Below are 22,681 nucleotides of genomic sequence, written 5' to 3'. Positions count from 1 at the left end.
GCGCCTTTAGAAAATCTTCAGGGCCTGGGGCGACATGACCACCCCGGACAGACAACGCACGAGCACCTGTCCGGGCTCCTCGTCCACGGAGAGGAGCATGTACTCCTGGGCGTCGGGCGAAAGCTCGCGGCTGTAGAGCATCATCTTGTGGGGGACTTCGATGGGCGCCTGGGCCGGGTCGGTGAAGATGCGCTCAACGGCCTCCACGGGGGCCGCGTAGGCGCCCTGGCCCCAGTCGCGGGAGTAGGAGCGCCCGTTGGGGGCGTTGAGGTCTGCCCCGCCGATCAGCCCGCCCTCGCCCAGCCAGAGGCCCCAGTCGGCCTCGGAGCCGGGGAAGATCTCCTCGAACACCTGGAAACAGTTCACGTCCAGGAGCGTTCCCGCCTTGTCCTGCTGGAACTGGAAGAGGGCCTGGCGACCGCCGGTCTTGACGTAGGCGCGGCTCACCCGGAGCCCGAAAAGCTCCATGCCCGAGACGGCCTCCACCACCATGTCGCCCTGGGGCAGGGGCAGGGTGAGGCCCAAGCCGTCGTAACGCAGGATCTCGCCCTGTTCCAGGGAGACGATGGCCCCCACGCGCAGGGGCGGGGGCAGCTGGGGATAGCCGGGATAGGTTTGGGGGTCTTTCTTGCCGCTGTTCCAGAACATGGGGTCTCCTCGCGGTGGAAAAGCTTTCCAATCTGTAATTGTATTCGCGCGCGCTCCCGAAAGCAACGCCTCGGGGCTGACAATCTCATGAAATCATTGTCATGGACGCGCGGGTGTCAAGGCGTCTGGGGCTGGGGAACGAAGTCGTATTCTCCCACGCCCTGCACCAGGAGCACGCGGCAGGGGCCCGGGCCCAGGCAGCGCACGCGGTGGGCGCGGCCCACGGTGGCCTGGAGCCACTCGCCGCACCCGAGCACGCGGGTTTCGTCCGGCCCGCGAAAGGCGATCTCCACCGCGCCCTCCAGGCAGAAGGACGAGTCCGTGACGTGCGTGTGGCTGTGCCAGGGTATCTCCTGGCCGAACTCGAAAGTCATGAGCGTGGCGCGCACATCCTTGCCCTGGGCGACGACGAGCTTGTCCGCGATGGCATAGGCAGGCTTGGGGTCGGGCATGGGGGCTCCTTGGTTGATGCCATCCATACCGTGGAGCGAGGGGCGCGGCAAGTGGCGCGGCGTGGGAAGCGTCCGCTCGCGGGGGGGAGCGTTCCCTGGTGCTCAGGGTGCGCCCGCTGGTGAGCCGCCTGGGATTGGCCGGACCCACGGCGTTCCCTCCTGCTCAGGGAGCGCCCGGGCTTGTTGACAGCCGTGGAAACCCGGAGCATGCGGCCGTTCAAGTAGGTCACGCCCCGTCAAGCCCGGCCAAGCCGGCCAAGCCCGGCCACGCAGGCGACTGCTGGTCTTGTGGGCGGCGACCCGGGATGTTTTGACAATGAAAATCACTCTCAATTATTCCCTCTCCATCCGGGCCGCTCCGGCGGCCCCAAAACGACACGCAAGGAGACGCGCATGGCGAAGGCACTGATCGTCTACGGTTCCACCACGGGCAACACCGAGTCCGTGGCGGACCACGTGGCCAGGACCCTGCGGGACGAAGGGGCGAGCGTGGAGCTGCGCGACGCGGCCTCCGTGAACCCCGAAGGGCTGGCCGAGGGGTTCGACCTGGTGCTGCTTGGCTGCTCCACCTGGGGCGACGAGGACCTGGAACTCCAGGAGGACTTCCAGGAGCTCTACGAGCGCCTGGAAGAGGCCGGGTTGTCCGGGCGCAAGGTGGCGGTGTTCGGGTGCGGCGATTCGAGCTACAAATGGTTCTGCGGGGCCGTGGACGCCATCGAGGAGCGCGCGGCCCAGCTGGGCGCGACCGTGGTGGCCCCGGGGCTCAAGCTGGACGGCGAGCCGGACCAGGCGGACGCCATGGCCTGGGCCAGGGAGGTGCTGCGCGCCGCGGCCTAGCGGCCCGCTCCGATTCCGAGTGAGGGCCGGGCGCGTGCTTGCGCAAGCCGTGGCGTCCGGTCCCGAGCCCGGCAGCGGGAAAGGTTCCCGCGTGCGAGACGCAGGCGGCCGCCCGGGCGGGAGGAAACCCGGGCGGCCGTTTCGCGTTCTAGGCGGCAGGCCCGGCGATGGAGGCGCGGGCGTGGGTGAAGCGGTAGACCTCGCCTTCCTGGAGGAAGGGAGAATCCACGAACTGGGTCATCTTGGGGGTCTTGTAGCGCAGGCGCGCGAAGCCGCCGCAGAGGGTGGTGAGGGGCACGGTCTTGCGCTGCCAGGGGTTGAAGAAGACGCGCCCGAGGCTCTTGCCGCTGGCCAGGTCTTCCAGCTCCACGGCGCGGGGGAAGGAGCTGTGGTTCTCCAGCTCCACGTTGATGGAGACGCCCGCGAAGAACTGGGCGTAGTCCATGAGCTTGCCGTAGCGGAACTTGTAGTTCTCGCGCACGGTCTCGATCTTGGAGGCGAGATCCTCCACGTCCTCGGGCGGGAGCTGGTTGAAGGCGTTGGCCAGGTGGGTACGCAGCTGTTCGGACTCCGACATGTTCATCCTCCTCAAGTATGCGAGTCGCAGTTGTTCGTCCCAGACGGGAGCGTCCTGGGCGTCTATCCCCGAGGCGGCCAGGGCCGCGCTGGTGATCAAGGGAAGCAAGGCCATGCGGCACATCCGGAGCAGGAGGCGGGGCCGCCCGGGGCGACCCAGCCGGTTAGAAAGAAGAAAGAGCGGTCTAAGACCGCTCCTTGGTAGAAACACGAACTTTCGATCTTGTAAAGCCTACTTGCCATTCACCAGGGAGTAGGTCTGGGTGGCGATCTCCAGCTCCTCGTTGGTGGGGATGATGTAGACGGCCACGGGCGAGTCGTCGGTGCTGATCTTGGTGATCTGGCCGCGCTTGAAGCCGTAGTTGCGCTCCTTGTCGATCTTCACGCCGATGCCGCCCAGGGTCTCGCAGGCGTGCTGGCGCACGTCGGGGTCGTTCTCGCCGATGCCGGCGGTGAACACCACGGCGTCGCAGCCGTCCAGGGCGGCCAGGTAGGCGCCGATGTAGTGGGTGACGCGGTAGCAGAACATCTTCAGGGCCAGTTCGGCCTTCTTGTCGCCGTTTTCGCGGGCGGCGTGGATGTCGCGCATGTCGTTCAGGCCGCAGATGCCCTTGAGGCCGCTCTGCTTGTTGAGCAGCGAGTCCACCTGCTGGATGGTCAGGCCCTTGTTTTCAGCCAGGAAGGGGTGGAGCGAGGGGTCCACGTCGCCGGAGCGGGTGCCCATCATCAGGCCCATGAGGGGGGTGAGGCCCATGGAGGTGTCCACGCACTGGCCGTTCTTCACGGCGGCCATGGAGCAGCCGTTGCCCAGGTGCACGGTGACGCAGCTGGTCTGCTCGAAGGGCTTGCCGAGCACCTGGGAGAGCTTCTTGGCCACGTAGCCGTGCGAGGTGCCGTGGAAGCCGTAGCGGCGGATGCCCAGCTCCTCGTAGAGTTCGAAGGGGATGGGGAAGAGATAGGCGTAGTCGGGGATGCTGCCGTGGAAGGCGGTGTCGAACACGGCAACCTGGGTGACGCCGGGGAAGAGCTTGGTGGCGGCCTCGATGCCCATGAGCCCGGCGGGGTTGTGCAGGGGGGCCAGCTTGCAGAACTTTTTGATGGTCTCCACCACCGCGGGGTCGATGACGGTGGGCTGCTTGAAGGCCTCGCCGCCGTGCACCACGCGGTGTCCGATGGCCCCGATCTCGGAGGCCTTGGCCACGGGGGCCTCGCCGCCGGTGATCAGGCCGGCGCAGCGGCCCAGGGCGGCGGTGTGGTCGGCGAAGGGCTCCTCCACGTTGAGCACCTTCTGCCCGGGCGTGCCGGGGAAGGCCTTGTGGGTGATCTTGCCCATGGCTTCGCCGATGCGCTCGGTAATGCCGGAGCAGAGCACGGCGTGGGTGTCCATGTCGATGAGCTGGTATTTGAGCGACGAGCTGCCGCAGTTGAGCACGAGAACGTTCATGGGTCGAAGGCTCCTTGAATGGGGCTTGGGTCTTAGTGTTGCGCCTGAATGGCGGTGATGGCCACGGTGTTCACGATGTCTTCCACGGTGCAGCCGCGGGAGAGGTCGTTGACGGGCTTGTTCAGGCCCTGGAGGACGGGGCCGATGGCCACGGCCTGGGCGGCGCGCTGCACGGCCTTGTAGGTGTTGTTGCCGGTGTTGAGGTCGGGGAAGATGAACACGGAGGCCTTACCCGCAACCTCGGAGCCGGGCATCTTGAGGGCGGCCACCTCGGGGTCGATGGCGGCGTCGTACTGGAGGGGGCCTTCGAGCTTGAACTCGGGGGCCAGCTCCTTGGCGATCTTCACGGCCTCGCGCACCTTGTCCACCTCCGCGCCGGAGCCCGATGCGCCCGTGGAGTAGGAGAGCATGGCGATGCGCGGCTCCACGCCGAACGCCAGGGCCGTGTGGGCCGACTGGATGGCGATTTCCGCCAGCTGCTGGGCGTTTGGGGTGGGGTTCACGGCGCAGTCGCCGAAGACGAGCACGCGGTCGGAGAGGCACATGAGGAACACCGAACTCACGATGGACATGCCCGGCTTGGTCTTGATGATCTGCAGGGCCGGGCGGATGGTCTCCTGGGTGGTGGTGATGGAGCCAGAGACCATGCCGTGGGCCTGGCCTTTCTGGACCATCATGGTGCCGAAGTAGGTGGGGGAGAGCATCTGGTCGCGGGCCATCTCCTCGGTGACGCCCTTGGACTTGCGCATCTCGTAGTAGGAAGTCCAGTAGTCCTCGTAGAATTCGCTCTTGGCGGGATCAATGAGCTGCGCGCCGGAGAGGTCCAGGCCCAGCTGGGAGATGAGCGGCTCCACCTCGGCGGGCTTGCCCAGGATGGTCAGGTCGGCCACGCCGCGGCGCAGGAGGATGTCGGCGGCGCGCAGGATGCGGGCCGAGGTTCCCTCAGGCAGGACGATGCGCTGCTTGTCGCTCTTGGCCTTGTCGATGAGGCTGTACTCGAACATCTTGGGCGTCATCTTGGAGGAGCGCTTGGCCTCCAGGCGTGCGCGGAAGTCGTCGCTTTTCACGTGGGCCTCGAAGGTGCCCAGGGCGGTGGCGATCTTCTTCTGGTCGTCGGATTCGATGCGGCCGTAGAGGTCCATGAGGATGCGCGCCACCTTGTAGGTGTGGCCCTCGGCCATGAGCACGGGCAGGGGGACGCCGGTCCAGCCGTCGATGAGCTTCTTGATGTTCAGGTGGGGGTCCAGCCCGCCGGTGAGCACGATGCCGGCCACGTCGGGATAGCTGGTGGAAAGGCGCGAGGCGTAGCAGCCCAGCACCACGTCGGCGCGGTCGCCGGGGGTGATGACCAGCGCCCCCTTCTTCACGTAGTCCAGGAAGTTGCCCACCTGCATGGCGGCCACGATGTAGTCGTCGATGGGCGTGTCGAGCTGGTTGTCGCCGTAGAGCACCTGGGCGTTCAGCCACTTGGCCACGTCGCCCACGGTGGGCTTGCCCAGGGTGGCGTCCTCGGGGATGGCGTAGGTCAGGCAGTCCTGGCCGCCGATGTATTTGCAGGTGATGCCTTCCACCACCTTCTGCTCGATGCCCGGGTCCACGCGGTTGACGATGGTGGCGAAGATGTCCAGGCCTTTTTCCGCGAAGGTGTCGATGGCGATCTGCGTGGAGGGCACCAGGGTGTCGACGGGCTTGTCGTGGCCGTTGGCAACCAGGATGACGGGGATGCCCAGGTTGGCCGCGATTTCCGCGTTGATGTCGTATTCGAAGGCGGAGTCGGAGCCCAGGAAGTCGGTGCCTTCGCAGAGCACGAAGTCGAAGCGCGCCTCCAGCTCCTTAAACTTGGCCACGATGTTCTCCAGGAGCACGGTGTGCTTGCCCTGGTTGATCATGTCGCGGGCCTGGTCGAGGGTGTAGGCGTAGGTCTCCTCGTAGCGCATGTTCAGGTAGAACTGCGAGAGGATCAGGTTGATGTCGTGGTCCTTCTTGCCCTGGGCGGAGCCGGAGATGATGGGGCGGAAGAAGGCGACGCGCTGGAAATCCTTGAGCAGGAGCTGCATCACGCCCAGGCAGATGGCCGATTTGCCGCTGCGGGCTTCGGTGGCGATGATGTAGAGGTTCTTAGCCATGCGAGTCTCCTCGGGTGTGGGGGTGTAGGAGGGGTGCGACGGGTAGTGAAGGGTGCCGCCGTCTGGGCGAGGGAGCCTGGGAGGCGGCCCGAGGGAGGCCGCGAGAAACGTCACCGAACGGACCGAAGCAGGGGGCGCTCCGGTCCGGGGAGGTCGTGGCAAGTGGGGCAGGGCCGCGGGGCCAGGGGCCGCGCGGCCGGGGTTCTCGGATCATGGCGTTCCGTGGATGGGGTTCTCGGCCGGACGCGCGCGGGGCGCGCCGCGCCGGACCCCGGACGCCATCAAGAATCGCGCCAGATTGAACGTTTTTGGGAAAATCAACGATTTCATAGTGTTGCATGCGATCCCGTCCCGGAGCGCGACACGGTTTTCCAGACACGTCCTCCGCGCGGGCGAACGCGCCCCGCGAAGCCGATGAGGGAGGAGCAGGCAAGGCAGGCCGGGTTCTGGCAGGAACCCCAGTGAATGCCTAGCAAGCGCCGGGGGGCCGGTCAATGGGAGGGGCGTTTTTTCGGACAGTCCGGGAAATCGGACGAGGCTACGGCGCCAGGATGGCCCGGGCCTCCTCATCCGTGAGGGGCCTGCCCAGGCGGCGCGAGGCCTCGCGCACGGCCTCGGTGAGGGCGTCGAGGTCGCGCGAGGCCGGGTCCTGCCCCAGCTCGCGCAGCCTGGCGGCCACGGCGGCGCGTCCGCTTTTCCCGCCCAGGGCGACCCGCCGGGAAAGGCCCAGACGGGCGGGGTCGTAGGGCTCGAAGAGAGCGGGGTCGCGCGCCAGGCCGTGCACGTGCAGGCCGGTCTCGCAGGCGAACTGCCCGGCCCCGGCCACGGGCTTGCGCGCCTCGATGGGCACGCCCGAGGCCTCGGACACGGCTTGGCACAGCCCAGCCAGCTCCTCCACGCGGTAGGGGGCGCCCAGGTTCAGAGCCGTGTAGGCGGCCAGCTCCTCCAGCCGGGCCAGGCCCGCGCGCTCGCCCAGGCCCAGCACCGAGGCGTCGGCGAAGTCGGCCCCGGCCAGCAGGCCCGAGAGGGCGTTGGCCGTGGCCATGCCGAAGTCGTTGTGGCAGTGCACGCCCAGGGGCGCGTCCAGCGCGGCCTTGAGCCGCTCCACCAGCCGTGCCACGCCCAGGGGCTGCCACAGGCCCACGGTGTCGGAGAGGCGCACGCGCCCGGCCCCGGCTCGCAGGGCCGCGCGGCCCAGGCGCTCCAGGTCTTCGGGCGCGGCGCGTGAGGCGTCCTCCAGGCCCACGGAAACGGCCCTGGCCCCGGCCTGCAGGGCCAGTTCCACGTGGCGGGCCAGGTGGGCCTCGCCCTGCTCCAGGGTCATGTCCAGGCGTCCGGCCAGGTGGAAGCGGGAGGCGGGCATGCCCAGGTGCACCCAGTGCGCGCCCAGGGCGGCCCCGGCGGCAAGGGCGTCGGCGCGGCAGGCGCACCAGACGCTCACGGCGGGGCCGTCCTCCAGGGCCAGGGCATGGGCGGCCAGGGGGGGCACGGAGGGGTCGCGCAGGGGGCTTGGCAGCTCCACCTCGTCCACGCCCAGGCGCGCAAGGCGCGTGAGGACGTCCCGGCGGGCCCGCGCCGGGAAATAGACCCCGAAGCTCTGTTCGCCCTCGCGCAGGGTGGAGTCGACGAGTCTCATTTCAGATGGTCCTTGAAGTCGTAGTAGCCGCCCCGGGCCATGAGCAGGGCGAACTCCGAGGCGGCCAGGGGCCTGGCGAAGAGGTAGCCCTGGAAGCTGCTGCAACAGTTGAGGCGGCGCAGAAATTCCAGCTGCGCGGAGCTCTCCACGCCCTCGGCCACCACGTCCATGTTCAGGTTGGCGGCGATGGACACGATGGAGGTGACGATGGCCGCGTCGTCGCGGTCCAGGGGCAGGCCGTCCACGAAGGACTTGTCGATCTTCAGGGTCTTGATGGGCAGCTTCTTGAGGTAGGCCAGGGAGGAGTAGCCCGTGCCGAAGTCGTCCAGGGCCACGCCCACCCCGGCCTCGGCGAGGGCGGAGAGAGCTTGGCTCACCATGCCGAAATCTTTGAGGAAGACGCTCTCGGTCACTTCCACTTCCAGCTGCTCCGGGGGCAGGCCGGTGCGTTCCAGCAGGGCCAGCGTGCGCCCGGTGAGCCCCGGCTGCTCCAGTTGCCTGGGGGAGAGGTTCACCGACACCTTGAGCGCGCCCAGGCCCTCCGCGCTCCAGAGGGCGGTCTGGCGGCAGGCCTCTTCGAGCACCCACTCGCCCAGGGAGAGGATGAGCCCGGTCTCCTCGGCCAGGGGGATGAAGTCGGCCGGGGAAACGAGCCCGCCGTCGGGCTGGCTCCAGCGCACCAGGGCCTCCATGCCCGTGATCTGGCCCGTGAGCATGTCCACGCGGGGCTGGTAGTGGAGCACGAAGTCCTTGCGGGCCAGGGCCTTGCGCAGGTCGTTCTCCAGGCGCAGCGCGCCCATGACGCGTTCGCCCAGGTCCTCGGTGAAGAAGGCGAAGTTGTTCCTTCCGGCATCCTTGGCGCGGTACATGGCCAGTTCGGCGTTGCGCACCAGCTGGGATGGGTCGTGCCCGTCGGCGGGGGAGATGGTGATGCCCACGCTGGCCGAGATGTAGATTTCCTCGCCGCGCACGGTCATGGGGTCGCTCAGGCAGGCCAGGGCGCGCCCGGCCACGTGGGCGGCGTCCTCGGGGTCGCGCAGGGCGTCCAGGAGCAGGTAGAAGGAGTCGCCGCCGAAGCGCGAGAGGGTGTCGGCCTGGCGCATGAGCGGGGCCAGGCGCTGGGCCACCTCGGAGAGGATGATGTCCCCCGTGACGTGGCCCAGGCTGTCGTTGACGGTCTTGAAGCGGTCCAGGTCCAGGCAGACCACGCCCACGTGGCGGCCCTGACCCTGGCTCTGGCGCAGGGCCTGGCCCAGGCGGTCCAGGAAGAGGTGGCGGTTGGGCAGGCCGGTGAGGGCGTCGTGGTAGGCCTCGTGCAGGAGCATGTCGCGCTGGCGCTTGAGGTCGGTGAGGTCGTGGAACACGGCCAGGTAGCGCACGAGCCTGCCCGAGTCGTCGGGCAGGGCGGTGATGCGCAGCCACTCGGGGTAGGCCTCGCCGGATTTGCGGCGGTTCCATATCTCGCCTTCCCAGCGGCCGTTCTCGGCGAGGCTTTGCCACATGTCGCGGTAGAAGGCCTCGTCGTGGCGGTCGCTCTTGAGCACGCGCGGCGTCTGGCCCAGCACCTCCTCCGGGGCGAAGCCGGTGATGGCGGTGAAGGCCTTGTTCACCCATTCGATGCGCCCGTCGGGGCCCGTGACGGTCACTCCTTCGAGGGAGTTGTCCATCAGGGCCTCGAGCAGGCGGCGCGTTTCGTCGCGCGAGAGTGCGGGGGAGGATGTGTCCATGCGTAAGCCCATCCCGCGTCCGCAGGGTCCGCGTTTTTTAGAGGATCTGGAAGAGCATGCGCGTGGCCATGATCACCAGGAAGCCCGCGAAGACCTTCTTGAGCATGGCCACGGGGAGCTTGTGGGCGATGCGCGCGCCCGTGGGGGCCGTGAGCATGCTGCACACCACCAGGCCGATCATGGCGGGGAGGTAGACGAAGCCCAGGGAGGCCTCGGGGAGGCCGACCTTGCCCATGCCGCCGAAAATGTAACCCACGGCCCCGGCCACGGCGATGGGGAAGCCGATGGCCGCGCCGGTGCCTACGGCCTGGTGCATGGGCACGTTGCAGAAGGTCATGAAGGGCACGGTGAGCGTGCCGCCGCCGATGCCCACAAGGGCGGAGATCACGCCGATGAAGCCGCCCACGCCGGTCATGGGGCCGATGCCCGGGATCTCGCGGCTGGGCTTGGGCTTGAAGTTCAAAAACATCTGCAGGGAGACATAGTAAAGGAAGAACACGAAAAAGCCCTTGAGGAAGCCCGAGGAGAGCCAGGCCGCCAGCTTGGACCCGGCCAGCGTGCCCAGCACGATGCCCGGGGTGATGAGCTTCACGATGTTCCAGCGCACCGCGCCGTGGGCGTGGTGCGCGCGCATGCTGGAGACCGAGGTGAACATGATGGAGGCCAGCGACGTGCCCAGGGCCATCTGCATGAGGTATTCGGGGGCGATGCCCTGCCAGGCGAAGAGCACCGAGAGGATGGGCACGATGACGATGCCGCCGCCCACGCCAAGAAGGCCGGCCAGGATGCCGGCGGCCGCGCCGGCCGCAGCGTAGAGCAGGTAGTAGACGATCTCCATGAAAGCGACTCCTTCTCAAAGGCGCGTCGATGCGCGCCGGAACTCCGCCCTGCCTCGGGCGGGCCGAAGGCCGCGACGTAGCGCCTTTTGCCCCGGTTGTCGACACGCCCTGGAAAAGCGTTCGAACAAATGCGACAAAAATGAAGACAATTTTGTCGCAAGTTACGACATGGCCTGTAATCCATGAAATTCACGCGCTGATCAAGCGTGTCCGCCAGCCCGCGCCAATGCTCATGATTTGCCAATTTTGCCAAATTTTGCCCATGTTGGCACGGGGCTTGCCCTAGCCCTCATGCCAACGCGCAAAACCCATCCCCTTTTGGAGGCATGTCATGAGAAAGATCGCCATCTACGGCAAGGGCGGCATCGGAAAGTCCACCACCACGCAGAACACCGTGGCGGGCCTGGCCACCCTGGGCAAGAAAGTCATGGTCGTGGGTTGCGACCCCAAGGCCGACTCCACCCGCCTGCTCCTGGGCGGACTGCAGCAGAAGACCGTGCTCGACACCCTGCGCGAGGAAGGCGAGGACGTCGAACTCGAAGACATCCTGAAGCCCGGCTTCAAGGGCACCATGTGCACCGAGTCCGGCGGTCCCGAGCCCGGCGTCGGCTGCGCCGGCCGCGGCATCATCACCTCCATCAACCTGCTTGAACAGCTGGGCGCCTACAAGGAAGACAAGAACCTCGACTACGTCTTCTACGACGTCCTGGGCGACGTTGTCTGCGGCGGCTTCGCCATGCCCATCCGCGAAGGCAAGGCCCAGGAGATCTACATCGTCGTCTCCGGCGAAATGATGGCCATGTACGCCGCCAACAACATCTGCAAGGGCATCGTGAAGTTCGCCGAGGCCGGCGGCGTGCGCCTGGGCGGCCTGATCTGCAACTCCCGCAAGGTGGACCGCGAGGAAGACCTCATCACCGCCCTGGCCGACCGCCTCGGCACCCAGATGATCCACTTCCTGCCCCGCGAAAACCAGGTGCAGCGCGCCGAGCTCAACCGCAAGACCGTCATCGACTACTCCCCCGAGCACCCCCAGGCCGACGAGTACCTGAAGCTCGCCAAGAAGATCGAGGACAACCAGATGTTCGTCATCCCCAAGCCGCTGCCCATCGAAGAGCTGGAAGCCCTGCTCGTGGAATACGGCATCGCCAACTAGGCCCGGACGAAAACACCCATCAAGGCAGGAGAATCCAGCATGTCCCTCATCATGATCCGTTCCATCGTCCGCCCCGAGAAGGCCGACGACGTCATGGCCGCCCTCATGGAGTCCGGCTTCCCGGCCGCCACCAAGCTCGCCGTGGCCGGCCGCGGCAAGCAGCGCGGCATCAAGATCGGCGAAGTCACCTACGACGAGATCCCCAAGGTCCAGATCATGACCGTGGTCTCCGAGAAGGACAAGGAATACGTGGTCAAGACCATCGTGGACGCCGCACGCACCGGCGGCAAGGGCAACTTCGGCGACGGCAAGATCTTCGTCTCCCCCGTGGACGAGATGGTCACCATCTCCTCCGGCGTCAAGGAGACCGACGTCTCGAGCATCGGGGAGGCCAGGTCATGAAAGAAGTCATCGCGGTGGTTCGCATGAACAAGATGAACCAGACCAAGAAGGCGCTCACCGATGCGGGCATCGCGGCCTTCTTCGCCCACGAGGCCTGGGGCCGGGGCAAGGGCCTGGTGAATGCGGAGGTGGCCGCGGCCGCGGCCGCCGGAAACCAGGAGGCCGCCGAGATCCTGGGCTCCAAGGGCAAGCTCTTCGCCAAGAGAATGGTCACGGTGGTGGTGCCCGACGAGAAGGTCTCCGCCGTGGTGGACGCCATCGCGGCCGCCAACAAGACCGGCAAGCCCGGGGACGGCAAGATCTTCGTGCTGCCCCTCTCCGACTCCATTCGCGTGCGCACCGGCGAAACCGGCGCCTGCGCCATCGAATAACCGGCCTCGCGCCCAAGAGGATACGTTATGGACGCCCCACTGAAGGACCCCTTGACCATCCCGGACATCGATCCGGAAGAGGCCAGGAAGGAGCTTCTCGCCAAGTACCCCCCGAAGGTCGGCCGCAAGCGCTCCCAGCAGATCTACATCAAGGAAACCGACGGCGCCGAGGATCGCGAGATCATGGCCAACGTGCGCACGGTTCCCGGCATCATCACCATGCGCGGCTGCACCTACGCCGGCTGCAAGGGCGTCATCCTGGGCCCCACGCGCGACATCATCAACATCACGCACGGGCCCATCGGCTGCGGATTCTACTCCTGGCTCACCCGCCGCAACCAGACCGACGCCTCCGCTCCCGGCGCGGAGAACTACATCCCCTACGCCTTCTCCACCGACATGCAGGATGAGGACATCATCTTCGGCGGCGAGAAGAAGCTCAAGAAGGCCATCCAGGAAGCCTACGACCTCTTCAAGCCCAAGGCCATCGCCATCTTCTCCACCTGCCCCGTGGGCCTGATCGGAGACGACGTGCACGCCGTGGCCCGCGAGATGAAGGCCCTGCTGGGCATCAACATCTTCGGCTTCTCCTGCGAAGGCTACAAGGGCGTGTCCCAGTCGGCGGGCCACCACATCGCCAACAACAAGATCTTCACCGAAGTGGTCGGCACCTCCGACACCCCCGTTCGCAAGGGCAAGTTCATGATCAACATGCTCGGCGAATACAACATCGGCGGCGACGCCTTCGAGATCGAACGCATCCTGGAGAAGTGCGGCATCACCCTCAACGCCACCTTCTCCGGCAACTCCACCTACAACGACTTCGCCTCCTGCCAGCTCTCGGACCTGAACTGCGTCATGTGCCACCGCTCCATCAACTACGTGGCGGACATGATGGAGACCAAGTACGGCATCCCCTGGATCAAGGTGAACTTCATCGGCGCCAACGCCTCGGCCAAGAGCCTGCGCCGCATCGCCGCCCACTTCGGCGACCCGGAGCTCATCAAGCGCGTCGAGGAAGTGATCGCCGAGGAAATGCCCGAGGTGGAGGCCGCCCTGGCCGAGATCAAGCCCCGCACCACCGGCAAGACCGCCATGCTCTTCGTGGGCGGCTCGCGCGCCCACCACTACCAGGAGCTCTTCCGCGAAATGGGCATGACCACCCTGGCCGCCGGCTACGAGTTCGCCCACCGCGACGACTACGAAGGCCGCCACGTGATCCCCACCATCAAGGTGGACGCCGACTCGCGCAACATCGAGGAACTCGAGGTGGAAGCCGATCCCGAGAACTACAACCCCCGCATGTCCGAGGCCGAAATGAAGGCCCGCGAAAAGGACGGCTGGAAGTTCAAGGAATACGAAGGCCTCATCCCCGACATGCCCAAGAAGGCCATGATCATCGACGACCTCAACCAGTACGAGGCCGACAAGCTCATCGAGATGTACAAGCCCGACATCTTCTGCGCCGGCATCAAGGAAAAGTACTCCGTGCAGAAGATGGGCGTGCCCCTCAAGCAGCTGCACTCCTACGACTACGGCGGCCCCTACGCCGGGTTCAAAGGCGCGATCAACTACTACAAAGATATCGACAGGATGGTGAATTCCAAGGTCTGGTCGAAGGTGAAGGCCCCCTGGCGCGCCTCCGAACCCGAACTCACCGCCTGCTTCGTGGCCGGCTAGGAGGATAGGACAATGGCACTCTTACGGCACACCACCGCTGACATTACCGTCGACAGGCAGGCCCTGACCATCAACCCGGCCAAGACCTGCCAGCCCGTCGGGGCCATGTACGCCGCCCTGGGCATCCACGGCTGCCTGCCGCACTCCCACGGCTCCCAGGGTTGCTGCGCCTACCACCGCTCCGCCCTGACGCGCCACACCAAGGAGCCCATCGCCGCGGGCACCAGCTCCTTCACTGAGGGCTCCTCCGTGTTCGGCGGCCAGGCCAACCTGCTCACGGCCATCCAGAACATGTTCTCGGTCTACGAGCCCGACGTCATCGCCGTGCACACCACCTGCCTCTCCGAGACCATCGGCGACGACATGACCCAGATCGTCGAGAAGGCCCGCTCCGAAGGCAAGGTGCCCTCCGGAAAGCACGTGATCTACTGCAACACCCCCTCCTACGTGGGTTCGCACGTCACGGGCTACTCCAACATGGTCTTCGGCATGGTGAAGAACCTGGCCGAGTCCACCGGGACCAAGAACGGCAAGCTCAACATCATCCCCGGCTTCTGCGAGCCCTCGGACATGGCCGAGATCAAACGCATCGCCGAGATGATGGGCGTGGACGCCAACGTCTTCCCCGACACCTCCGGCGTGCTCAACGCACCCCTCACCGGCAAGTACGAAATGTACCCCGCCGGCGGGGCCAGCGTGGCCGACATCAAGTCCTCCGGCGACGCCGTGGGCACCATCGGCCTGGGCCGCTGGGCCACCGCCCAGCCCGCCAAGTACCTGGACGCCGAACACAAGGTCCCCTGCGAGATCATCGGCCTGCCCTTCGGCCTGGAAGACACCGACGCCTACGTCATGGCCCTGGCCAAGATGAGCGGCAAGCCCGTGCCCGCCTCCATCGACTTCGAGCGCGGCCAGGTCGTGGACGTCATCAGCGACTACCACCAGTACTTCCACGGCAAGCGCGTGGCCCTGGCCGGCGACCCCGACCAGCTCATCGGCCTCACCAAGCTCCTGGTGGAACTGGACATGATCCCGGCCTACCTGGTCTCCGGAACGCCCGGCAACAAGTTCGAGCGCGCCATCCGCGAGATCGTCAAGGGAACGCCCGCCGAAAACATCACCAAGGTGAAGTGCCCCGGCGACATGTTCATCCTGCACCAGTGGATCAAGCAGGAGTCCGTGGACCTGCTCATCGGCAACACCTACCTGAAGTACATCGCCCGCGACGAGGACATCCCGCTGATCCGCCACGGGTTCCCCATCACGGACCGCATGGGCCACACCCTGTTCCCCTCCGTGGGCTACAAGGGGGCGCTGCGCCTCATGGAAAAGATGCTCGACGCCATCCTGACCAAGCGCGACCGCGACGCCAGCGAAGCCGAGTTCGAGTTGGTGTATTAGGAGCAGAAAAGAAGAAGAGGAGAGAAGAGCCTCCGGCGGCCAGAGAGGAAACTTTTTGAAAAAAGTTGGACGAGGGCCATCCTGGCCCTCGCCCTTCGGGCGCCGCCAAGGCGGCGTCCGATCCTTCGATCCTGAAGGATCGTCCTCTCTGGACTCTCCTTCAAAAACTTTTAAGGAGCTTCGCGGGCATCACCATCAACCGTGACGCAGCACGACGCGAAGCAACCGAGGGGGTCCGGGGGGAATCATTCCCCCCGGCGGGTGCAGGGCGGAGCCCTGCCGGGGTTTGGGGCGGAGCCCCAACATGAACCACGAAGGAGTTTCAGCGATGGTGAACAAGCCGAAGCATCACATACTGGTCTGCAACAGCTTCCGCGCCAAGGGCGAGCCCAAGGGCGTGTGCTTCAAGCAGGGGGGCAGCCTGCTCCAGTACATGGAGACGGAGATTCTGGATCGCGGTCTGGACGTCCTGATCACCGGCTCGGGCTGCCTGAAGCAGTGCGAGGACGGCCCGGTGATGATCGTCTACCCCGAGGCCTGGTGGTACGGCCACGTGGACTCGGAGGAGAAGGTGGACGAGATCCTCGACGCCCTGGAGAACGGCCAGCCCTGCGAGGACCTGCTGCTCTAAAGCGTTCCTGCCTGCCTCGTGTCCGGTGCGGCGGCCGTCCGATCCTGCAGGGGGTCGGGCGGCCGTCGCCAGTTTTGAAGACGAAGGATTGGAGGGGGCGAGTGCATCCCGAGCAAGGCCCGAAACCGAGGCCCGGATGGGGCGTCACGCAGCAGCGGTTCCAGTTGCTTGAGTCGGCTTGTGTTGGTTGGGGTACGTGGCGTGGTGTACGTAACATTTGCAAAATCGCCATGCTTGGGGTAGTCAATATACTAAGAGTCTGATTAGTCTGCTCGTATGCAGAGGCGGCCGGATACTAATTCGTTGGTTGGGCTTCGATGGCTCCATGATCGGTGAATCAGCTTCAACAAGGATTGTTTTGTGATTAAAGTGGCAGCAGTGTCCGGCAAGATGAGGCTTGCTGCATATTTGGCATTGTTTGTTGCCTCGGTTGCCATGCAGGGGGGGTTGTCGTCCGCAAGTCCTTATACGGGGGTAGTTGCTCAATTTCAGGTCGTCATATCTGTGTTGATCACACTTTTGTGCTCTTTCTGGGGGTTTGTCGTCTCCTTTGCGGCAAACGCTTGTCTGTTTGTCTTTCTGATTACTCGGTACTTCATGCTAGGCGACCAAAATGTACTTCCGGGCGTTGTGATATGTGCCTCGACGGTTCTTGTTACGGCGATTATTGGCAAATACAAGAAGGTGGTCGGCACCCAGAAGGATGCGATACTGGACGGCAGGTTGAGCCTGGAGAGAAAATGTGCCGAGGCCCAGGCGGCCGAGGAGCGTGCCGCTTTCCTGGCCACTCACGACGAAGCGACTGGGCTCGCCAACGAACGCAATCTGCGTAACCGCTTGGCCGGATATGTGTCCGGCCAAGCGCTTGAAACTGGCCCATGCGGCGTTTTGCTGGTCAAGGTTGAGAACATGCGCCACATCTCCCTGGTGCTCGGGTCGCGCTTTGCGGTGGCTGTTCTCCAGGCCCTCAGCAAGAGGATCGAACCGCTTCTAGGGCAGGACGTGTGTCTTTTGTCGTTGTTCAGGCACGATACGTTCGCCATGTTGTTTGCGGATGCAGTTGCGATGCACAAAATGTCTTCAGACATACTGGGAGTGTTGCAAGCGAATGTCGTTATCAAAGATGTCAATGTGAAGGTCGGCGTGCATGCCGGTGCAGTTGTTGATGATGGTCGAACTGGCAATGCAGAGCAGATCATGCAGTGTGCGGAATTGGCGCTGCTATACGCTGTTCGAACGCGTTGCGCTGAAGTTGTCGTCTACGATGAGTCAGTTGCCAGGGCAGAGAAACGGCGGGTTGAAATCATCGCGGCGCTCGACGGAGCCCTCGCTAACAATGAGTTTTCTCTTGTTTATCAGCCGCAAGTCGATGTGTTGACCGGGGCGATCAAAGGGGCCGAGGCGCTCTTGCGCTGGAACAGCAGGAATCTTGGGAGCGTATCCCCGGGTGAGTTTATTCCGTTGGCGGAAGAAACGCAGCACATCGCCACCGTGGGAAGGTGGATACTGGACCAGGCCTGCAAGGATGCCAGTCAGTGGCCCGAGCAGTGGACCGTTTCCGTGAATATTTCGACCGTGCAATTGCTCAATGATGATTTCAAAAGCCACATTTCCGGAGCATTGTCGCGTGCGAATCTTGACCCGCAAAGGCTTAAGCTTGAAATTACGGAATCCATCATGATAGACGACATGGAGTTCGTAAATTCACTGCTTAGCGATGTGAAAAAGCTCATGGTAAGAGTCGTTCTCGATGATTTCGGATCGGGTTTTTCCTCTCTTTCGTACATAAAAAACATACATTTGGATGAGCTTAAAATTGATAAAACGTTCACACAATCAGTGTCTGGAGACAAGCGTTCGCAAGGCGTCCTGAAGGCCATCGTGCGCTTGGCGGATGAGCTGGGTCTTACAATCACCGCTGAAGGTGTTGAGACCCAGTGTCAGGCTGAATTGCTGGCAAATCTTGGATTTCATCGATTGCAAGGCTTTTTGTATGGGAGGCCGATGCACACTGTGGAGCTTCTGAAACTTGTTGTCCAGTGATAGCGTGTTGCAGAGATGAGCAGATCACGGCCTCCAGGCGGTTCCGAATTGTCGGAAGCGGTGTCGTGCTGTCTGCCGCGCGGCGCAAGGCCGCTCAGCGGGAGAGACGGATGAGGTATTGCTGCATGTTCACGGGCCTGTTGAGCAGGTCCAGCTTGCGGCGCAGCATGTTGCGGTAGGTCTCCACGGTGCGCGACGACAGGTGGAGGCGCAGGGCGATCTCCTTGGTGGAGAGGCCGTCGCGGATCATGGCCGCGATCTTCAGCTCTTTCGCGCCCAGGCTTTGCGCGCCCGCCGCTTCCAGGAGCCTCGCCTCGAAGGCCTGTTCGTCCTGGCCGTTGCCGCCCGGGGCCTGGCCTGCGTCGCGCTCCTGGCGCAGGGCCTGGATGGCGGCGTGCTCCTGGTGGCGGACGATGCCCTCGCGGATGGCCTCGACCAACACGGGCGTCGGGCAGGGCTTGGTGAAGAAGCGGAACACCCCGCCACTGTTCACGGCCTTCATGGCCGCGTCCATGTCGCCGTGGCCGGTGAGCATGATGCGCGTGGCGCCGGGCGACAGCTCGCGGACGCTGGCCAGGAAAGCGATGCCGTCCATTCCGGGCATTTTGAGGTCCGAGATCACCACGGCGTAGGGCTCGCCCGAGCGCACCCTGTCCAGCCCCTCCTGCGGCCCCAGGGCCGTGTGCACGCTGAAGCGTCCGCGCAGGGCGGTCTTAAGGGCGTCGAGCACATGGGGCTCGTCGTCGACGATGAGCACGAGGTCGTTCATGGTAGTGGTCGGCGACCGCCCGCACGGCACAGCGTCCACCGTGATTTTTCCGTATTCCTAGCCCACTCCTGGCCGTTGTGTCCACTGCGCGAGAGGTTATCTGTAGGGACATGCGGCGGCCTCCCCCCGCGCCGATGCCGCGAAGCGCCCGGCAACTTCAATTCCGGACCCGGATGGCCGGACCTGCGCCCGCTCCCGTTGCCGGGTCGTGGCCCAGCGCGCCCGAATGTCGTCCGAGCAGACGTGGAACAACAGGCCGACTGCATGAAGTCCGGCACGCGTTGCGCCCGTTCCGGTTGAACATCGACGGCGACAGGAGTACCAGGGCTTCATCAGGGGAGCCGCCAAGCGACAAGGAGGGAGTCCCATGGCGACCTGCATTCGTACGCTGACGTTTCTCGCGCTGCTTGCGCTGTCGTGCCTGACCGAGACCCGGGCCTCCGCCAGGGACCTGGACGAGATCCGCGCGCAAGGCGTGCTGCGCCACCTGGGAGTGCCCTACGCGGCCTTCGTCACGGGCAACGGCGACGGCTTCGACGTGGAGCTCATGCGCGATTTTGCGGCACACCTGGGCGTGGGTTACGAATACGTGGCCACCGACTGGCCCACGGCCATCCAGGACCTCGTGGGACGGCGCTTCACCACCGACGGAGCCGACGTGACCCTCGAAGGGCCCGCCGAAACCAGGGGCGACGTGCTGGCCTCGGGGCTCACCGTGCTGCCCTGGCGCGAAAAGCTCCTGGACTTCTCCGCCCCGGTGTTCCCCACCCAGGTCTGGCTGGTGGTGCGCGCGGACTCGGCGCTTGCGCCCATCGCCCCCACGGGCGAGGTCCGCGAGGACATCCGGCGCACCCGCGAGAAGCTCATGAGCCGCACCACCCTCACCAAGAGCGGCACCTGCCTGGACCCCAGGCTCTTCGACCTGGCCCCCCTGGGCGTGCAGGCCAAGGAGTTCACCGGTTCCCTCAACGACCTGGCCCCGGCGGTGATCGTGGGCGAGGCCGACACCACCCTGCTGGACGTGCCCGACGTGATGGTGGCGCTCCAGAAGTTCCCGGGCCGGATCAAGGTGATCGGTCCCATGTCCGAAGAGCAGCAGATGGCCGTGGGCTTCCGCAAGGACCAGCCCGCCCTGCGCGCTGAGTTCGCGCGCTTTTTCGAGCAATACGTCCGCACGGGGCGCTACATGGCCCTGGTGGAACGCTACTACCCCCTTGCGCCGCGCTACTTCCCCAGGTTCTTCCCCGGCTAAGGGGGCGGCGTCCGGCGACCCAGCGGCCTTCGCCGGGTCGCCGGGAGGGCTGCGCCTGATGGCGCTGCCCGCCCTGCTGGCGGCGCTGCTCCTGGCGATCCTGTGCGCCCTGCTCTGGACCGCCCACCGCAGCAACCTCAAACGCCAGGCCCTTGCCGTGGAGCTGTTCCGGCAGGACGCCCTCAACCGGGCCTCCAGCCTGGAATACTTCTTCACCGAACGCCGCAACGACATGGACCTCCTGGCCGAGAGCCCCGCCGTGCTCGCCTACTTCGGCAACGTGGCCATGGGCATGTCCGCAAGCTACGGCCTCCTGGAGAGCGCGCGGCAGGTGGAATCCCAGTTCGCCAAGACGCTGGCCGACAAGCGTCTGGGGGGCCGCCCGGTCTTCACCTGCATCGCCCTGCTGGACGACAAGGGTCGCGTGGTGGCCGCCGCGGACAGGGGTCGGGATCCGCCGGGCGCGGGGGATGGGCCTCGCTTCGGCGCGGAGGACGCCGTGGAGCGCGGCGGCATGTCCTGGAGCCTCGCGCCCGGGCCGCAGGGCGCGGCCCGGGAGATCCTGCTGAGGCGGACCGTGGCCGTGGCCGGGCGCGACGCCGGCACGCTGGCCGCGCGGCTCTCCCTGGACGTGGTGCTGGGCGAGTTCCTGGCCCCCCGGGCCAGCGACCCGCCCCGCTACTGCCTGGCCTTCGAGCAGCGCGAGGTGGTCTGCGCCGGAGGCCAGGACGTGGCGTACCCGGAGGCCCTCAAGTCGGGCGAGTCCCAGGTGACGGCCATCCAGGCCAAAGGCGCGGCGGGGCGGCTCGGCGTGGCGGCCGAGGTGGAGGGCACGCCGCTCACGTTTTTCTCCACGGTGTCCCAGGCGTCCCTGCAGGTGCAGTCCGCGTGGCCGCTCACGCTGTTCGCCGGGCTGGCGAGCCTTTTGCTGCTCACGGGTTCGGGCCTGCTGGTGAAGGTGCGCCTGGAGCGCGCCGCCGTGGAGGCCCGGCTGGAAGAAAAGGCCCTGGCCGAGCGCGAGATCGTGCGGCGCATGGAGGAGTTCGACGCCCTCTTCGACGGCCTGCCCGGCTACGCCTTCACCAAGGACGCCGGAGGGCGCTACGTGGGGGCCAACGCAGCCTTCTGCCGGGCCGTGGGCATCCCCCTGGAGGAGCTGGCAGGAAGGCGCGACGACGAAATCTTCCCGCCCGAGATCGCCCAGGGCTACATGCGCGACGACCGGCTGCTCCTCTCCGGGCGGCGTGACTTCCTGGAGACCGAGGAGACCATTCCCGACAACGGCCGCATGGTGAGCGTCTCCACGCGCAAACTGGCGCTGCGCCACTCCGACGGGGCGCTGGGCGGGCTCATCGGCCTGGGATTCGACATCACCGAGCGCAAGCGCATCGAGAGCGAGCTTCGCGAAGCCAAGGAGCTGGTGGAGGAGCGCGTGCGCCTGCGCACCGGGGAGCTGGCCGTGGCCAACGCCAAGCTCCAGGACGAAATGCGCGAGCGCGAGAAGGCCCACAGGGAGATCAGCCTCATCCTGGAGGCCGTTTCGGCGGTGCTGGCGGGCGTGGACGCCCAAGGGCGCGTCTTGCGCTGGAACACGGCGGCGGCCAACGCGTTCCAGCTGCCTGCCGCGGAGGCCCTGGGCCGTCCCTTCACGGCGCTGCCCCTGCCCTGGGACTGGGCCGCCGCCTTCAAGCCCGTGGAGGAGTGCAGGCGCACGGGGCGCACGGCCAAGGCCAGCAGCGTCTGGTATGAGCGCGCCGAGGGCGGCGACGGCTTCCTGGTGGTCACCGTGAGCCCCCTGGCCGCCGACGGCGCGGACGCGGCAGGCTACCTGCTTCTGGCCGAGGACGTGACCGACATCCAGTTCCTGGAGGCCCAGCTGGCCCAGGCCGCCAAGCTGGAGGCCATCGGCCAGCTGGCGGCGGGAATCGCCCACGAGATCAACACGCCTGCCCAGTATGTGGGCGATTCCGTGAGCTTCCTCCAGGACGCCTTCGCGGACTACCAGCGACTCTCGGCCCTGGCCCGCCGCCTGCGCGACGAACCCGGCCTGGCCGCCGCCCGGGGCCCGGCGCTGGCCGCCCGCCAGCTGGAGGACATGGACGACGATTTTCTGGCCGAGGAGACCCCGCGCACCTTCGCCAGGATTTTCGACGGCCTGGGGCGCATCAGCTCCATCGTCTCGGCCATGAAGCGCTTCTCCTATTCGGGCGGCGACCTGAAAAAACCCGTCGATCTTGCCCAGGCCATCGAGAACACCCTTGTGATTTCGCGCAACGAATGGAAATACGTTGCCGACGTGATCACCGATTTCGACCCGGACCTGGGCGAGACGCCCTGCCTGGCGGGAGACATCAGCCAGGTGCTGCTCAACGTCATCGTCAACGCCGCCCACGCCATCGGGGAGAGCGTCGGGAACACGGGGGAAAAGGGTCTCATCACCGTGCGCACGCGCCGCGTAGGGGACAAGGCCGTCGTCAGCGTCCAGGACACCGGTCCGGGCATCCCCGAGTCCGTGGGGGAACGGGTGTTCAACCTTTTCTTCACCACCAAGGAAGTGGGCAAGGGTACGGGGCAGGGGCTTGCCATCGCCCACGACATCGTGGTGAACAAGCACGGCGGGACCATCCGCTTCGAATCCGAACCCGGCAAGGGAACCACGTTCTTCATCGCGCTCCCCCTCGGCGGGTGAAC

At 65.9% G+C, this 22,681-nt stretch carries 19 protein-coding genes; 10 read left to right on the top strand and 9 right to left on the bottom strand.

Features of this window, described 5'->3' with window-relative positions; genetic code table 11:
• Window positions 1–6: 6 nt before the first annotated feature.
• Both NNJEOMEG_RS04235 and NNJEOMEG_RS04230 read right to left on the bottom strand, forming a co-directional pair.
• The gene (locus NNJEOMEG_RS04235) at window positions 7–648 is read right to left on the bottom strand and encodes a DUF2491 family protein (RefSeq protein ID WP_173081621.1); all 642 of its coding nucleotides are present in this window, start codon (window positions 646–648) and stop codon (window positions 7–9) included.
• Window positions 649–764: 116 nt separating this feature from the next.
• Window positions 765–1,100, bottom strand: a complete 336-nt coding sequence (locus tag NNJEOMEG_RS04230) for a cupin domain-containing protein (RefSeq protein ID WP_173081619.1) — start codon at window positions 1,098–1,100, stop codon at window positions 765–767.
• Between the two features lie 393 nt (window positions 1,101–1,493).
• Here NNJEOMEG_RS04230 and NNJEOMEG_RS04225 point away from each other — a divergent pair, with 393 nt between their 5' ends.
• Complete coding sequence (locus NNJEOMEG_RS04225; protein ID WP_173081617.1) at window positions 1,494–1,937, top strand: flavodoxin; 444 nt, start codon at window positions 1,494–1,496, stop codon at window positions 1,935–1,937.
• Between the two features lie 148 nt (window positions 1,938–2,085).
• Here the strand turns inward: NNJEOMEG_RS04225 and NNJEOMEG_RS04220 are convergent, their stop codons facing one another.
• The 6 genes from NNJEOMEG_RS04220 to NNJEOMEG_RS04195 all read right to left on the bottom strand — a co-directional run bounded on the left by NNJEOMEG_RS04220 (window position 2,086) and on the right by NNJEOMEG_RS04195 (window position 10,284).
• Window positions 2,086–2,628 carry a hypothetical protein gene (locus NNJEOMEG_RS04220; RefSeq protein ID WP_173081615.1) on the bottom strand — a complete coding sequence of 181 codons (543 nt, stop codon included), beginning with the start codon at window positions 2,626–2,628 and terminating at the stop codon, window positions 2,086–2,088.
• Between the two features lie 117 nt (window positions 2,629–2,745).
• Window positions 2,746–3,957: an acetate kinase gene (locus NNJEOMEG_RS04215; protein WP_173081613.1), complete on the bottom strand. Its 1,212-nt coding sequence runs from the start codon at window positions 3,955–3,957 to the stop codon at window positions 2,746–2,748.
• Window positions 3,958–3,989: 32 nt separating this feature from the next.
• Window positions 3,990–6,083: a phosphate acetyltransferase gene (gene pta, locus NNJEOMEG_RS04210; protein ID WP_173081611.1), complete on the bottom strand. Its 2,094-nt coding sequence runs from the start codon at window positions 6,081–6,083 to the stop codon at window positions 3,990–3,992.
• A gap of 538 nt (window positions 6,084–6,621) precedes the next feature.
• Window positions 6,622–7,719, bottom strand: a complete 1,098-nt coding sequence (locus NNJEOMEG_RS04205; RefSeq protein WP_173081609.1) for a LeuA family protein — start codon at window positions 7,717–7,719, stop codon at window positions 6,622–6,624.
• Entirely contained in the window at window positions 7,716–9,446 is a 1,731-nt protein-coding gene (locus NNJEOMEG_RS04200) for a putative bifunctional diguanylate cyclase/phosphodiesterase (protein ID WP_173081607.1), read from the bottom strand. Before NNJEOMEG_RS04200 ends, NNJEOMEG_RS04205 begins: the two co-directional genes overlap by 4 nt.
• A gap of 37 nt (window positions 9,447–9,483) precedes the next feature.
• Window positions 9,484–10,284: a sulfite exporter TauE/SafE family protein gene (locus tag NNJEOMEG_RS04195; RefSeq protein ID WP_173081605.1), complete on the bottom strand. Its 801-nt coding sequence runs from the start codon at window positions 10,282–10,284 to the stop codon at window positions 9,484–9,486.
• 332 nt (window positions 10,285–10,616) lie between these two features.
• On the opposite strand from NNJEOMEG_RS04195, the gene nifH reads away from it, so the two are divergent.
• The 7 genes from nifH (at window position 10,617) to NNJEOMEG_RS04160 (ending at window position 17,969) form a co-directional block, all read left to right on the top strand.
• Window positions 10,617–11,441, top strand: a complete 825-nt coding sequence (nifH, locus tag NNJEOMEG_RS04190; protein ID WP_173081603.1) for a nitrogenase iron protein — start codon at window positions 10,617–10,619, stop codon at window positions 11,439–11,441.
• A 39-nt stretch (window positions 11,442–11,480) separates the two neighbouring features.
• Window positions 11,481–11,843 (top strand): P-II family nitrogen regulator, encoded by a 363-nt coding sequence (locus tag NNJEOMEG_RS04185; RefSeq protein ID WP_173081601.1) that lies wholly within the window; start codon window positions 11,481–11,483, stop codon window positions 11,841–11,843.
• A complete protein-coding gene (locus tag NNJEOMEG_RS04180) occupies window positions 11,840–12,214 on the top strand; it encodes a P-II family nitrogen regulator (RefSeq protein WP_173081599.1) in 375 nt (124 codons plus the stop codon). The genes NNJEOMEG_RS04185 and NNJEOMEG_RS04180 overlap by 4 nt, the downstream gene beginning before the upstream one ends.
• A gap of 27 nt (window positions 12,215–12,241) precedes the next feature.
• Entirely contained in the window at window positions 12,242–13,894 is a 1,653-nt protein-coding gene (gene nifD / locus NNJEOMEG_RS04175) for a nitrogenase molybdenum-iron protein alpha chain (RefSeq protein ID WP_173081597.1), read from the top strand.
• Window positions 13,895–13,906: 12 nt separating this feature from the next.
• Window positions 13,907–15,295: a nitrogenase molybdenum-iron protein subunit beta gene (gene nifK, locus NNJEOMEG_RS04170; protein ID WP_173081595.1), complete on the top strand. Its 1,389-nt coding sequence runs from the start codon at window positions 13,907–13,909 to the stop codon at window positions 15,293–15,295.
• 328 nt (window positions 15,296–15,623) lie between these two features.
• A complete protein-coding gene (locus NNJEOMEG_RS04165; RefSeq protein WP_217270478.1) occupies window positions 15,624–15,926 on the top strand; it encodes a (2Fe-2S) ferredoxin domain-containing protein in 303 nt (100 codons plus the stop codon).
• A 360-nt stretch (window positions 15,927–16,286) separates the two neighbouring features.
• Window positions 16,287–17,969 carry a putative bifunctional diguanylate cyclase/phosphodiesterase gene (locus NNJEOMEG_RS04160; protein ID WP_173081593.1) on the top strand — a complete coding sequence of 561 codons (1,683 nt, stop codon included), beginning with the start codon at window positions 16,287–16,289 and terminating at the stop codon, window positions 17,967–17,969.
• A 94-nt stretch (window positions 17,970–18,063) separates the two neighbouring features.
• On the opposite strand, the gene NNJEOMEG_RS04155 is transcribed toward NNJEOMEG_RS04160, so the two are convergent.
• A complete protein-coding gene (locus tag NNJEOMEG_RS04155; RefSeq protein WP_173081591.1) occupies window positions 18,064–18,738 on the bottom strand; it encodes a response regulator in 675 nt (224 codons plus the stop codon).
• Between the two features lie 367 nt (window positions 18,739–19,105).
• Between NNJEOMEG_RS04155 and NNJEOMEG_RS04150 the strand changes: the two genes are divergently transcribed.
• Both NNJEOMEG_RS04150 and NNJEOMEG_RS20895 read left to right on the top strand, forming a co-directional pair.
• The gene (locus NNJEOMEG_RS04150) at window positions 19,106–19,990 is read left to right on the top strand and encodes a transporter substrate-binding domain-containing protein (protein ID WP_173081589.1); all 885 of its coding nucleotides are present in this window, start codon (window positions 19,106–19,108) and stop codon (window positions 19,988–19,990) included.
• Between the two features lie 58 nt (window positions 19,991–20,048).
• Entirely contained in the window at window positions 20,049–22,679 is a 2,631-nt protein-coding gene (locus NNJEOMEG_RS20895) for a PAS domain-containing protein (RefSeq protein ID WP_173081587.1), read from the top strand.
• The last annotated feature ends 2 nt before the right edge of the window (window positions 22,680–22,681 follow it).

The organism is Fundidesulfovibrio magnetotacticus, from assembly GCF_013019105.1.
Lineage (GTDB): Bacteria > Desulfobacterota > Desulfovibrionia > Desulfovibrionales > Desulfovibrionaceae > Fundidesulfovibrio > Fundidesulfovibrio magnetotacticus.
Note: the sequence above shows the minus strand (reverse complement) of the source record. Positions and strands in the feature narration are given on the sequence as shown.

Excerpts from the sequence above, each read along its gene's own strand:
- nifK (WP_173081595.1), top strand. The coding sequence starts at position 13,907 with ATGGCACTCTTACGGCACACCACCGCTGACATTACCGTCGACAGGCAG.
- nifD (WP_173081597.1), top strand. The coding sequence starts at position 12,242 with ATGGACGCCCCACTGAAGGACCCCTTGACCATCCCGGACATCGATCCG.
- NNJEOMEG_RS04200 (WP_173081607.1), bottom strand. The coding sequence starts at position 9,446 with ATGGACACATCCTCCCCCGCACTCTCGCGCGACGAAACGCGCCGCCTG.
- NNJEOMEG_RS04230 (WP_173081619.1), bottom strand. The coding sequence starts at position 1,100 with ATGCCCGACCCCAAGCCTGCCTATGCCATCGCGGACAAGCTCGTCGTC.
- NNJEOMEG_RS04185 (WP_173081601.1), top strand. The coding sequence starts at position 11,481 with ATGTCCCTCATCATGATCCGTTCCATCGTCCGCCCCGAGAAGGCCGAC.
- NNJEOMEG_RS04205 (WP_173081609.1), bottom strand. The coding sequence starts at position 7,719 with ATGAGACTCGTCGACTCCACCCTGCGCGAGGGCGAACAGAGCTTCGGG.
- NNJEOMEG_RS04155 (WP_173081591.1), bottom strand. The coding sequence starts at position 18,738 with ATGAACGACCTCGTGCTCATCGTCGACGACGAGCCCCATGTGCTCGAC.
- NNJEOMEG_RS04215 (WP_173081613.1), bottom strand. The coding sequence starts at position 3,957 with ATGAACGTTCTCGTGCTCAACTGCGGCAGCTCGTCGCTCAAATACCAG.
- NNJEOMEG_RS04235 (WP_173081621.1), bottom strand. The coding sequence starts at position 648 with ATGTTCTGGAACAGCGGCAAGAAAGACCCCCAAACCTATCCCGGCTAT.
- nifH (WP_173081603.1), top strand. The coding sequence starts at position 10,617 with ATGAGAAAGATCGCCATCTACGGCAAGGGCGGCATCGGAAAGTCCACC.
- NNJEOMEG_RS04180 (WP_173081599.1), top strand. The coding sequence starts at position 11,840 with ATGAAAGAAGTCATCGCGGTGGTTCGCATGAACAAGATGAACCAGACC.
- NNJEOMEG_RS04195 (WP_173081605.1), bottom strand. The coding sequence starts at position 10,284 with ATGGAGATCGTCTACTACCTGCTCTACGCTGCGGCCGGCGCGGCCGCC.
- NNJEOMEG_RS04220 (WP_173081615.1), bottom strand. The coding sequence starts at position 2,628 with ATGGCCTTGCTTCCCTTGATCACCAGCGCGGCCCTGGCCGCCTCGGGG.
- pta (WP_173081611.1), bottom strand. The coding sequence starts at position 6,083 with ATGGCTAAGAACCTCTACATCATCGCCACCGAAGCCCGCAGCGGCAAA.
- NNJEOMEG_RS04165 (WP_217270478.1), top strand. The coding sequence starts at position 15,624 with ATGGTGAACAAGCCGAAGCATCACATACTGGTCTGCAACAGCTTCCGC.
- NNJEOMEG_RS04150 (WP_173081589.1), top strand. The coding sequence starts at position 19,106 with ATGGCGACCTGCATTCGTACGCTGACGTTTCTCGCGCTGCTTGCGCTG.
- NNJEOMEG_RS04225 (WP_173081617.1), top strand. The coding sequence starts at position 1,494 with ATGGCGAAGGCACTGATCGTCTACGGTTCCACCACGGGCAACACCGAG.
- NNJEOMEG_RS20895 (WP_173081587.1), top strand. The coding sequence starts at position 20,049 with ATGGCGCTGCCCGCCCTGCTGGCGGCGCTGCTCCTGGCGATCCTGTGC.